Annotated in this window: 10 protein-coding genes; 6 read left to right on the forward strand and 4 right to left on the reverse strand. The window is 72.0% G+C overall.

The annotated features are described in order from the left end of the window. The first annotated feature begins 17 nt into the window (after window positions 1-17). Window positions 18-1,730 carry an IlvD/Edd family dehydratase gene (locus ABZT17_RS04975; RefSeq protein WP_356343791.1) on the forward strand — a complete coding sequence of 571 codons (1,713 nt, stop codon included), beginning with the start codon at window positions 18-20 and terminating at the stop codon, window positions 1,728-1,730. A 60-nt stretch (window positions 1,731-1,790) separates the two neighbouring features. Here the strand turns inward: ABZT17_RS04975 and ABZT17_RS04980 are convergent, their stop codons facing one another. Then, the gene (locus ABZT17_RS04980) at window positions 1,791-2,924 is read right to left on the reverse strand and encodes a S1 family peptidase (protein ID WP_356344119.1); all 1,134 of its coding nucleotides are present in this window, start codon (window positions 2,922-2,924) and stop codon (window positions 1,791-1,793) included. 220 nt (window positions 2,925-3,144) lie between these two features. Between ABZT17_RS04980 and ABZT17_RS04985 the strand changes: the two genes are divergently transcribed. Genes ABZT17_RS04985 through ABZT17_RS05005 form a run of 5 tightly spaced genes read left to right on the forward strand, consistent with a single transcriptional unit; the run spans window position 3,145 to window position 9,528 of the window. Next, on the forward strand, window positions 3,145-5,541 hold the full coding sequence (locus ABZT17_RS04985) for a SpoIIE family protein phosphatase (RefSeq protein ID WP_356343792.1): 2,397 nt from the start codon (window positions 3,145-3,147) through the stop codon (window positions 5,539-5,541). A gap of 14 nt (window positions 5,542-5,555) precedes the next feature. Continuing rightward, on the forward strand, window positions 5,556-6,479 hold the full coding sequence (locus ABZT17_RS04990; RefSeq protein WP_356343794.1) for a substrate-binding domain-containing protein: 924 nt from the start codon (window positions 5,556-5,558) through the stop codon (window positions 6,477-6,479). Between the two features lie 46 nt (window positions 6,480-6,525). After that, a complete protein-coding gene (locus tag ABZT17_RS04995; RefSeq protein WP_356343797.1) occupies window positions 6,526-7,764 on the forward strand; it encodes a sugar ABC transporter substrate-binding protein in 1,239 nt (412 codons plus the stop codon). Then, complete coding sequence (locus ABZT17_RS05000; protein ID WP_356343799.1) at window positions 7,761-8,681, forward strand: sugar ABC transporter permease; 921 nt, start codon at window positions 7,761-7,763, stop codon at window positions 8,679-8,681. The genes ABZT17_RS04995 and ABZT17_RS05000 overlap by 4 nt, the downstream gene beginning before the upstream one ends. Before the next feature lie 19 nt (window positions 8,682-8,700). Further along, a complete protein-coding gene (locus ABZT17_RS05005; protein ID WP_356343801.1) occupies window positions 8,701-9,528 on the forward strand; it encodes a carbohydrate ABC transporter permease in 828 nt (275 codons plus the stop codon). A 49-nt stretch (window positions 9,529-9,577) separates the two neighbouring features. Here ABZT17_RS05005 and ABZT17_RS05010 read toward each other — a convergent pair whose 3' ends face one another. The 3 genes from ABZT17_RS05010 to ABZT17_RS05020 all read right to left on the reverse strand — a co-directional run bounded on the left by ABZT17_RS05010 (window position 9,578) and on the right by ABZT17_RS05020 (window position 12,080). Further along, the gene (locus ABZT17_RS05010; protein WP_356343804.1) at window positions 9,578-9,991 is read right to left on the reverse strand and encodes a VOC family protein; all 414 of its coding nucleotides are present in this window, start codon (window positions 9,989-9,991) and stop codon (window positions 9,578-9,580) included. Between the two features lie 376 nt (window positions 9,992-10,367). Then, a complete protein-coding gene (locus ABZT17_RS05015; RefSeq protein WP_356343806.1) occupies window positions 10,368-10,631 on the reverse strand; it encodes a GlsB/YeaQ/YmgE family stress response membrane protein in 264 nt (87 codons plus the stop codon). A gap of 57 nt (window positions 10,632-10,688) precedes the next feature. Continuing rightward, entirely contained in the window at window positions 10,689-12,080 is a 1,392-nt protein-coding gene (locus ABZT17_RS05020; RefSeq protein WP_356343809.1) for an MFS transporter, read from the reverse strand. Between the last annotated feature and the right edge of the window lie 19 nt (window positions 12,081-12,099).

Genomic DNA, 12,099 nt, shown 5'->3' on the forward strand with positions numbered 1-12,099 from the left:
GGTCGGAAGGGGCCAGGGTGACGCTCCGCAGCGCTCAGTGGTACGCCGGTCAGGATCGCAACGCCTACATCCACCGGGCGTGGATGCGGCGCGGCGCGCCGGACGACGCCTTCGCCGGCCGGCCGCAGATCGCCATCGCCAACACCGCCTCGGACCTGACCCCCTGCAACGCCCACCTCGACGAGGTCGCGGCCGCGGTCCGGGACGGCGTCCATGTGGCGGGCGGCATCCCGCTGGACCTGCCGGTCGTGTCGCTCGGCGAGACCCAGGTGCGGCCCACCGCCATGCTCTGGCGCAACATGGCCGCGATGGCCACCGAGGAGATGCTGCGGGCCAACCCCATCGACGGTGTGGTGCTGCTGGGCGGCTGCGACAAGACGATCCCGTCGCTGCTGATGGCCGCCGCCTCGGTGGACCTGCCCGCCGTCGTCGTGCCCGGTGGTCCGATGCTCACCGGGACCTTCCGCGGCAGGCCGCTGGGCTGCGGCACCGATGTCTGGCGGCTGTCGGAGGAGGTGCGGGCCGGCACGCTCTCCCAGGAGCAGTTCACCCGCTCCGAGTCCGCGATGATCCGCAGCCGAGGGCACTGCAACACCATGGGCACCGCCTCGACCATGGCGCTGGTCGCCGAAGCCCTGGGCACCGTGGTCCCGGGTACGGCCGGAACTCCCGCCCCCGACAGCCGGCTCCTGGAGGCGGCGCACCACACCGGACGGCTGGCGGTGGACATGGTCGGCGCCGACCGGCGGCCGGCGACGTTTCTCACCGCCGCCTCCTTCCACAACGCGATCGTCGCGCTCGCGGCGATCGGCGGCTCGACCAACGCCGTCGTCCATCTCCTCGCGATCGCCGGCCGGCTGGGCATCGAGCTGACACTCGACGACTTCGACCGCATCGGCTCCCGGGTGCCGGTCCTGGTGGACCTCCAGCCGGCCGGCCGCTTCCTCATGGAGGACTTCCATCGCGCCGGAGGCCTGCTCGCCGTCCTGCGCGAGGTGCGCGACCTCCTCGACCCCGACGCGCTGACCGTCACCGGCGAACCGCTCGTCAGCCATCTCGAGAACGCCGAGATCTGGGACGGCGAGGTCATCCGGTCGCGGTCCGAGCCGCTGGTCGCCGAGGGCGGCATCGCCGTACTGCGCGGCAACCTCGCCCCCGACGGCGCGCTCGTCAAACCGGCCGCCGCCTCCCCGCACCTGCTGCGCCACCGCGGCCGGGCGGTCGTCTTCGACTCCATCGAGGACTTCCACGCCCGGATCGACGACCCGGCCCTCGACGTGGACGCCGACTCCGTCCTCGTCCTGCGCGGCTGCGGCCCCAAGGGCTACCCGGGCATGCCCGAGGTGTCCAACATGCCGCTGCCCAAGAAGCTGCTCGAACAGGGCGTCCGGGACATGGTCCGGGTCTGCGACGGCCGGATGAGCGGCACCGCCTACGGCACCGTCGTCCTGCACGTGGCGCCCGAGGCCGCGGCCGGCGGCCCGCTCGCGCTCGTCCGCACCGGGGACGTCATCAGCCTCGACGTCGAGGCCCGCCGTATCGACGTGGACGTACCCGCCGCCGAACTCGCCGCGAGAACCCCGGACAAGGCCACCGTCACCGGCTTCGCCGACCCGCGTCGCGGCTGGGAACGCCTCTACGTCGACCACGTCCTCCAGGCCGACACCGGCGCCGACCTGGACTTCCTGGTCGGCTCCAGCGGCTCGGAGGTGAGCCGCGAGTCGCACTGACCGGGGACCGGGCCCCGCCGACGCTCGACGGAGCCCGGCCGGTGGGCCCGGTCGGTGGGGTCAGGCGGTCTGCAGGGTCAGCCCGTACCGGCCGAGTATCTCGTTGACCGGCTGGTACCAGGTCTCGCCGCCCGAGGCGCAGTCGCCCCAGCCGCCGGAGGTGACACCCTGGGCCTGGTCACCGCTGATGAACGAGCCGCCGGAGTCGCCCGGCTCGGCGCACACACTGGTCTTCGTCAGCTGGTAGACCGTGCCCTGGCTGTAGTTGACCGTCTCGTTCCTGGCCTCGACCGTGCCGCAGTGCCAGTGCGAGGTGGAGCCGGAGCGGCAGATCGAGGCACCGACGGGAGCCTCGGCCGAGCCCCGCACCAACTGGTCGGAGACCGTCCCCCAGCCGAGCACCACGGGCACGGTCCACCAGCCGCTGCCGACGCTCACCCAGGCGTAGTCGTTGTCCGGGAACGACGAGCCCTGGAAATTGCCGACGTACGAGCCGTCCCAGCCGTAGACCGCGCCGGTGTGCTGGTCGCAGTGCCCGGCGGTGACGAAGCCGCCGTACACCGAGAAGCCGATGGAACAGCGGACGTTGCCCGTGTAGTAGGGGTCGCCGCCGACGGTCCCGGCGGCGAAGGTGCGGGGTGCGGCGGCGGTGGACTCGACGGTGACCGGGCCCGCCTTCCCGGCGCGCGCCAGGAAGCTCCGGACATCGTTGTCAAAGCGGTGCGCGGCGACGACGTCCACGACGACGCTGTTGGCCTTCGGGTCGACGTACCAGCTGCTGACGCCGGCGGGCGCCGGCAGTTTGTCGACGCGGGCCTTGACGGCGTCGAGCTGCCGCGCGCTGTGCTCGACGATCCGTACCCTCGCGCCGGTCGCGCGTACGGCGGCGGTGTCCGCGCCGCTGGTGACGGCGACGGTCAGCCGACCGGTCGCCGCGTCGAACCAGGAGCCGCCGTAGGAGGCTCCTGCCGCGCGCCTGGCCTTCCGTTCCACGGCCGTCGCCGTCTTCTCGGCGGCCAGCCGGGCCTCGGCCCGGCTTCTGGTCAGGCCCAGGTCGTGCTGCATCGCGGACAGGAGCGAGGCCGAAGCGGGGGCCTCGGTGGCAGGTGTGGGGGAGTCGTCGGCGGAGGCGGGCAGGGTGCTCGCGGTCGCCCAGGTGCCGAGCAGCAGGAGTGCGGACAGTCCGGTGCGCATGGCTGTGGTGGGTCTCAAGGGAGTGCCCCTTCGTTGTTCCAGCGAGGTGGGGTGGAACAGCAGAACCGTGAGAGCGCTCTCACCACGTGCGCGCCAGAGTTTAGCGGGTGATCATGGTCAGGTCTATGCCAATCGTCGAAGCGGGTGGTGCGACTTGTCCGATTCTTGCCGGACGCGCACGCTGGGTCTGTGAGGACCTCACCGTGTGAATAGAGTAAAAATGGCCATTTACGATCAGGGAGACGGTCACCACGCGTGGCCGGCCGAGGTCGCAACGGTCACCGTCGGGCCGGACGGCATCGTCACGGGGTGGAGTGAGGGTGCCCAGCGACTGCTCGGCCACCCCGCCGGGAAGGTCGTGGGACGTGCCGCGGCCGAACTGCTCGCCGACCCCGAGGCACCAGGGCCCGGCTTCACCGACGCACGGGAATGGAGCGGTACGGCGGCCCTGCGGCACCACGACGGCCGGCGCGTCGAGGTGACCCTGCACATCCAGCCGTCGCTCGACGGTGACGGCAGCGCGCGGGGACTCGTGGTGAGCATCGCCTCCGTTCCCGGCGAGCCGACGCCCGACCGGAGGATGGTCGAGTGGGCGTTCTCCCAGGCCTCGATCGCGCTCTCCACCCACACCGCGGCGTCCGGATCATGGCAGCTCAACCCGGCCGCGGCGAGCGAGGAACAGGCCACCGAACCGCACACGGGCACCTTCACCGACGAGGGATTCCTGCACTGTGTCGACCGGGTCGCCGACGAGGCCACCCCGATGCGCTACGAACACATCGCCTCCGACCCCTCCTTCGCTCCGGTCCGGCGCCGGGCCTCGCTCATCGAGCTCTGGCCCGTCCGCGACCCCGCCACGGGTGAGGTCGTCGGCGTGGGCACGGCCGCCTTCGACAGCAGCGACCAGCACTCGGCGCGTGAGCGTCTCGCCCTGCTCCAGGAAGCCGGCGCCTGCATCGGCACCACACTGGACGTGTCCCGCACCGCCCAGGAACTCGCCGACCTCGCCGTCCCCCGGCTCGCCGACTTCGCCAGCGTCGACCTGCTCGACTCGGTGCTGCGCGGGGACGAGCCGGTGCCCGGACCGGTCGACACGGCCGTCGTCCTGCGCAGGGTCGCGCACCAGTCCTCCGGCGCGCGCGGCAAGGTGCCCGAGGCCGCCATCGACCTCGGGGGAAGCGACACCTACCCGCCGTTCTCCCCGCCCGCCCGCTCCCTGGCCGGTGGACAGCCCGTGCTCAGCGGCGCCGGCGACCCCGACTTCGTCCGCTGGATCGCCGGCCACCGCACCCGCACCGCCCGGGTCGAGGAGTACGGCCTGCACTCCGTCATCGCGGCCCCGCTGCGCGCCCGGGGCAGCACCCTGGGTGTCGCGGTCTTCGTGCGCGCCGAGGGCTCCCCGCCCTTCGAGCCCGACGATCTGATCCTCGCCGAGGAACTCGCCGGCCGGGCCGCCGTCGGCGTGGACAACGCCCGCCGCTACACCCGCGAACGCACCAACGCCCTCACCCTCCAGCGCAGTCTGCTGCCCCGGGACCTGCCCAAGCAGGCCGCCGTCGAGGTGGCGCACCGCTATCTGCCGGCCGGCACCGGCGCCGGGGTGGGCGGCGACTGGTTCGACGTCGTGCCGCTGTCCGGCACCCGCGTCGCCCTGGTCGTCGGCGATGTCGTCGGGCACGGTATCCACGCCTCCGCCACCATGGGCCGGCTGCGCACCGCCGTACGCACCCTCGCCGATGTCGACCTGCCCCCCGACGAACTCCTCACCCACCTCGACGACCTGGTCACCCATCTCTCCACGGACAAGCGCGAGATCTCCTCGCACGAGCCGTACGTCGTCGGCGAGGTCGGCGCCACCTGTCTCTACGCCGTCTACGACCCCGTCTCCCGCGTCTGCACCTTCGCCAGCGCCGGGCATGTGCCGCCCGTCGTGCTGCTGCCCGACGGCACCGCCAGCATCGTCGGGCTCAGCCCCGGCCCGCTGCTCGGCGTCGGCGGGCTGCCCTTCGAGTGCACCGAGCTGGAACTGCCCGAGGGCAGCCTGCTCGCCTTCTGCACCGACGGTCTGGTCGAGACCCGCGACCGCGACATCGGCGCCGGGCTGGACCGCCTGTGCGAGGTTCTGGCCGGTCCCGTGTCCTCCCTGGAGGCCACCTGCGACACCGTCCTCAAGGCACTGCTCCCGCAGAGTCCCGCCGACGACGTCGCCCTGCTGCTCGCCCGCACCCGCGCCCTGCACGCCGACCAGGTCGCCGCCTGGTCGCTGCCGGCCGACCCCTCGATCGTCGCCGACGCCCGCGCCCAGGCCTCCCGGCAGCTCGCGGTCTGGGGCCTGGAGGAGGCCTCGTTCGTCACCGAGCTGGTGGTGAGCGAGCTGGTCACCAACGCCATCCGCTACGGCGCCGTACCGATCGGCCTCCGGCTGATCCGGGACCGGACGCTGATCTGCGAGGTGTCCGACGCCAGCAACACCGCCCCCCATCTGCGCCGGGCCCGCACCTACGACGAGGGTGGGCGGGGGCTGCACATGGTCGCCCAGCTCACCCAGGGCTGGGGCACCCGCCAGGGCCCGCTGGGCAAGACCATCTGGGCCGAACAACCCCTCCCGGCGGGCTGACCATGGCGGGGCACATGCTCGACGACGTCCCCGGCGGCGGCACCCACACGCTCGGACTGCTCTACCCGCCGGCCGGCCGGGCCCGCGACTACACCACCATGCAGCTCGCGTTCGTCGGAGGAGTCGCCGAGGCGGCCACGACACACGGCTACGACCTGCTCCTCGCGCCCGCCCGCACCCACGAGGACCCCTCGTTCCGGCGGATGCTCACCGGCGGACGGGTGGAGGGAGTGATCGTCATGGAGGTCCGCCGGGAGGACGACCGCGTCGAGCACCTGGCCGACGCCGGCTTTCCCTATGTCGCCATCGGCCGCAACCACCGCACCGACGAGACCGGCTGGGTCGACCTCGACTTCGCCGGCCTGGCCCGCGGTTGCGTCCAGCACCTCGCCGATCTGGGCCACACCCGGATCGCCTTCGTCAACCGGTCGGCGGAGCTGTTCGACAGCGGATACGGCTTCGCCCGGCTCGGCGACGAGGGCTACACCGAGGCGATGAAGCGGCTGCTGCTCACCCCGCGCGCCTACCTCTGCGGCGACGACCTCGCCTCGGGGGAGGACGTGGTGGAGCGGATCCTGCGGGAGGACCCGGCGACCACCTCCCTGGTCACCCAGAACGAGGCGGCCCTGGAGGGCGTCTACCGGGGTCTCACCCGGCACGGCCGCAGTGTGCCGCGGGACTTCTCGGTCGTCGGCGTGGCCGCCAGCCCCTGGGCCGAACAGGTGAACCCGCCGCTGACCGCCGCGGAGATACCCGCCAAGGAGATGAGCCGGGTCGCCGTCGACCTGATGGTGCGGCGCCTGACCGCACCCGACGCGCCCGCCCGGCACGTCCTGCTCAAACCCCTGATCACCCTGCGCGCGAGCACAGGGCGCTGCCGACCGGTACCCGGTTCGGAACCCGAGCCGGAATTCCCCGATTTCGACATAGATTTCTGATACGTCGGTCCCTGTACTCCGATCGCCGACACCTCGGGAGCAGCACATGTCGTACCCCGTCGACCGCCGCGGCTTCCTGCGCACCGCCGGCACGGCCGCCGGCGCACTCTCTCTGGGCGGCGCCCTGGCCTCCTGCGGTTCGTCGAAGTCCGGTCCCGTGACCCTCCGCTGGTGGGACTACTTCACCCTCGACAACTTCCAGCCCGGAATGAACCGCCTCATCAGCGACATCGAGGCCGGCGTCCCGGACGTGAAGATCCAACGGCGCTCCTTCCCCTTCGCCGAACTCGACCGCCAGCTCGCCCTCGCCGCGATCTCCGGTGACCTGCCGGACATCGCCATCGTCGACAACGTCGCCATGAACACCCTCGGCGGCAACCATCTCCTCGCCGACCTCACCGACCGGGTCGACAAGTGGGGCCAGGCCGACCAGTACTACAAAGGCCCCTGGGACGGCTGCCAGGTCGGCGGAAAGACGCTCGGCATCCCCAACAACAGCAATTGCCTCGCCCTGTACTGCAACACCCGGCTGCTCGCGTCGGCCGGAGTGCGACCCCCCACCACCTGGGACGAACTGGCCTCCGCCGCCCACCGGCTGACCAGCGGCGACCGCCATGGACTGGCACTGAGCGCCATCAGGACGGAGGAAGGCGTCTTCCAGTTCCTGCCGTTCCTGTGGCAGGCGGGCGGCGACCTGGACACCTTCAGCACCTACGGTGCCACCGCCCTCTCCTTCCTGCACGACCTCATCGCCAAGGGTTCCCTGTCCGAGCAGTGCGTGGGCTGGACCCAGCAGGACGCCAACACCCGCTTCCTCGACCAGCGCGCCGCCCTGCAGATCAACGGCCCCTGGCAGATCCCCACCCTGAAGAAGGCGGGCTTCGACTGGAGCGTCGTGGCCCTGCCCCGGGACCGGGCCGCCGCCACCTGCCTGGGCGGCGAGAACTGGGTGGTGATGGCGAGCAGCAAACATGTGGACAAGGCCTGGGAGGTCCTGGAGTACACCCAGCGCCCCTCGGTCCTGGTGCCCTACCTGGTGTCCTTCGGTGACCTGCCCTCCCGCAAGGACCTGGCGAGCCAGGGCACCTGGGCCTCCGACCCGGCCCTGCGGCTCTTCCTCAGCCAACTGCCCCTCGCCCGCCCACGCCAGTACGGCGCCCACTACGCCGAGGCCTCGCAGACCGTCGCGGAGGCGGAGCAGGCCGTGCTCACCGGCACCGCCGCGCCGTCGGCGGCGGCGAGGACCGCGGCGGTCAAGATCGACAAAGCGCTGGGCACGCAATGACCCGAACCCTCTCCCCGTCCGCGCACCGGCGCCGCGCGGGCTTGCTGTTCTGCCTCCCGGGCCTGGCCTTCCTCGCCCTCTTCCTGGCCTACCCGCTGATCTACACCGTCTGGACGTCCGTGCACGACGTGGAGCTGGGCCAACTGCTCGGCGGGACCGAGCCGTTCAACGGCCTCGACAACTACCGGGCCGTGCTCGACGACCCCGCCTTCTGGCACTCGGTACGTCTCTCCCTGCTCTTCACCCTCGCCTCCTTGCTGCTCCAGTTCACCCTCGGCTTCGCCCTCGCCCTGCTCTTCGCGCGTCCGTTCCCGTTCAACGCCCTGCTGCGCTCGCTCCTGCTGATCGCCTGGCTGCTGCCCCCGGTGGTCAGCGGCACCCTCTTCCGCTGGATGCTCGACGCCGACTCCGGCGCCTACAACGCCCTGCTGCGAGCGGCCGGCCTGGGCGCCCTGTCCCACGACTGGCTCACCGACCCGTCCACCTCCCTGGCGGGGGTGATCCTGGCCAACGTCTGGGTCGGCGTGCCCTTCAACATGCTGCTGCTCCTGGTCGGACTGCACACCATCGACCCCGAACTCCACGAGGCCGCCGCCCTGGACGGTGCCGGCGCCGTGCAGCGCCTGCGCCACATCACGCTTCCGCTGATGCGGCCGGTGTCGGTGACCGTGCTGCTGCTGGGGCTCGTCTACACCTTCAAGGTCTTCGACCTCGTCTTCGTGATGACCGGTGGCGGCCCCGTCGACTCCACCCGGGTGCTCTCCCTCTACGTCTACGAGGTCTTCTTCACGTTCTTCCACTTCGGCCACGGCGCCGCCGCGGGCCTGCTGCTGCTCGTCGTACCGCTGCTGGTGGGCGTGTTCTACGTACGGCGGCTGCGGCGCGAGGAGGAGACACCGGCGGGAGGTGCCGTATGAGAACGGCCGGAGGCGCCCTATGAAGACACCACGGCACCGGTGGCTGGTGACCGCCGCCGCCACCGTCGTCACCGCGGTCTTCCTGCTGCCGGTGTACTGGATGGTGAAGACCAGCCTCACCCGCCCGGACCGCATCCAGGCCGCGCACCCGCAGTGGGTGCCGGCCCCCGTCACCGGCGAGAACTACGCGACGGCACTGGGCTACTCCGGTCTGACCAGGGCCCTGTTGAACAGCCTCGTCATCTCCAGCGGGGTGGTCGCGCTCACCCTGCTGCTGGGCGTCCCGCTCGCCTACGCCCTCGCCCGTATCCGGATGCGCGGCTCGGGCGCGATGGTCCTCGCCCTCCTGGTCGCCCAGCTCCCGCCCGCGATCGTGCTCGCGGCCCCCCTGTTCATCCTCGAACGGCGGGCCGGACTCGCCGACAGCTACCTGGGGCTGGTCTTCGCCGACACGACGCTCACCCTGCCGTTCACGGTGATCGTGCTGCGTCCCGTACTGCGCGCCGTGCCACCGGAGTTGGAGGAGGCCGCGCAGATCGACGGCTGCGGGATGCCGGGCGTGCTGCTGAGGGTGGTCCTGCCGCTGATGGGGCCCGGGGTGGTCGCGGCGGGGGGTCTGTCCTTCCTGATCGGCTGGGGCGAGTTCCTCTTCGGGCTCACCCTCGCCGAGGGCCCGGACATCCAGCCCGTCACGGTCCTCCTCAACTCCTTCGTCGGCCGGCACGGCACCTCCTGGGGAGCGCTGATGGCCACCGCCACCCTCATCAGCATCCCGGTGGCCTGCGTCTTCGCCGTCTTCCAGCGCTTCATCGTCGGCGGACTGACCGCGGGCAGCGTCAGGGGCTGACCAGGGCACGGCCCGGCCGCGGCCGGGGCGCGGCCGGGGCGCGACCTCCTCAGCCCTCCGGCTGGCCGATGTTCACCATCCAGGGCACGCCGAACCGGTCGGTACACATGCCGAACTCGTCGCCCCACATCTGCTTCTCCAGGGGCATGGTCACCGAGCCCGAGCCGGACAGCTTCTCCCAGTAGCCCCGCAGCTCGGCGTCGTCGTCACCGCTGAGACTGATGGAGAAGTTGTTGCCCGCGGTGCGCTCCATACCGGGCGGGGTGTCGGCACCCATCAAGGTGAAGCCGCTCGGGGTCTCCAGCATGGCGTGCATGATCTTGTCGGCGATCGGGGTGTCCTGCTGGCCGAACGAACCGAAGGTGTTCAGCGCCAGCTCGCCGCCGAAGACCTCCTGGTAGAACTCGAAGGCCTGCCGGGCGTCGCCGTCGAAGCTGAGGTACGGGTTCAGTCGCGAGGGCATGGGGTCCTCCTGCCGTGGGCAAATTCAACCGTTTCGCGCAGAGTAGCGCGCCCCACTGACAACGGCCTGCCCGAAGGAGGACACCCAGGTGGACGGGCGTACGCGGGGGGCCACGGGATGATCCGCGGCCCCCCGCGCGCACGGTGCCCTACGCCTCCTCGCCCCTCGCGTCCGCGGCCGTCGGCAGCCGCCACATGATCTTCCCGGAGCGGGTCCTGGGGGTTCGGCCACGACCAGGATCTGACGCGGCCGGGCGATCGGACCGATCTCCTTGGCGACATGTCCGCGCAACTCGGCCGCCGGCTCCTCCGGTCGGGCCTGTCCGGCCTTGCCGCGCAGGTACCCGGGGCACACCGTGACAGCCCCCGGATTCGGGTCAGCGCCGCAGCTTCACCTTGTGGACCGCGACGACGCCGAGGGCCGCGACGGCGATCTGGATGAGCCACTCGATCCAGTCGACGCCCTTGGTGTCGGCGACACCGAGGCCGGACGCGATACCCGATCCGATGAACGCGGCGACGATGCCGATGAGGATCGTCCACAGGATGCCGATCCGCTGACGGCCGGGTACGACGAGCCGGCCCAGAACGCCGAGCACGATGCCTATGACGATGGCGCTGATGACGCCTGAAATCTCCATGACTGGACTGTCACCCCTCGGTTGTCGGTGACTTTCGAGTGCCCGTTCGATGGGGTGTCACTCCTGTGTACGGTGCGTGGCGCCGCGACGCGGTCGGGCCGGCCGCACCGCGGCCGCGACCAGCAGACCCAGCGCGATGGTCAGCACGGCCGAGGCCAGCAGGGTCCGCCGGCCGCCGACGGCGCTCACCAACGGGCCGCCGAGCAGCATGCCGAGCGCGGTGGACGGGGTGGTGAGGGCGGTGCGGGTGGCGAGGACACGGCTGAGTACGGCGGGCGGGCAGACGCGTTGGAAGAGCGCCGTGCAGATCGCGGTGAACGGGCCGTACACCAATCCGCCGACCGTGAAGCCGAGCAGGCCCGGCAGGATCGCGTCGGAGAGTCCGAGCGGCAGCAGCGCGGCTCCCCAGCCGACGATGATGACCACCACCACGGCCCACAGCGGCCGGTTCCCCAGCAGCCCGGCACCGAGCCCGCCGACCACCGCACCCAACCCGAACACGGTCCAGAAGACCCCGAGCAGACCGGGCGAACCGTGCAGTTCGGTCGCGACATGGATGGGGAGGGCGACTTCGACGGGCCCGTAGAGAAAGAAGAACACACAGGTGACGGCCGTGAGCCCGAACAGACGGGGCTGCCGGACGATGGTGCTCCAGCCGCCGCCGGCCGTGCCGGCCCCGGTCGCGGGCCTCGTGCCGGTCGCGACCGCGCTGCCCGTCGCCGTCTCCGTGCTCACCGCGCCCCCGGTGGGGTCTCCCCCGGCGGCTGTCGAGGTGGCCCTCGCTCGGTGCTCCGTCGCGGGGTGGACCGCCTCGCTGCCCGCCGTCACTCCCGCGCCGCTCGCCTGCCGCCACAGGACCCACCGGCAGCACACCGCCAGGGCCGCGAAGCTCGACGCGTCGGCCGCGATCACCCATCCGGGACCGGCCAGTGCCGTCACCGCGCCCGCGAGCGCCGGCCCGACCACGACGGCCGCCGTGGTGAAGGTCGACAGCAGGGCGTTGCCGGCGATGCGGTCCTCGTCCGGGAGCACTTCGGCGACCAGGGTGTACGTACCGGCGCTGCCCCAGGCGTGCAGCAGCGAGGAGACCGCGAGGAGGGCGACGTATCCGGACGGGGAGAGCGTGCCCGCGACGGCGAGCACCGCGATCGTGCCCAGCGCCACCGCCCGCAGGGCCGCGTCGACGAAGACCAGCCGGGCCCCGGCGAAGCCCCGCACCAGCCGCCCGAACAGCGCCGCGCCGATCGTGGCGGGCAGCGAGTACGCCGCCACGGCGAGCCCGGTCCACACGCCCTCCAGGCCCGCCGGCGCGATCTCCATGGCGAGCCAGGCCACCGCGACCAGGCTCATCCCGTCGCCCAGCGCCGACACCAGCAGCCCCGGCAGCAGACGACGCAGCAGCGGCTGCCCCATGACCCGCCCGTACGCCCCGAAGCGCGGCCCGCTCATCGGCTTCACCCCTCCCTGT

The organism is Streptomyces sp. NPDC005648 (assembly GCF_040605395.1).
Classification (GTDB): domain Bacteria; phylum Actinomycetota; class Actinomycetes; order Streptomycetales; family Streptomycetaceae; genus Streptomyces.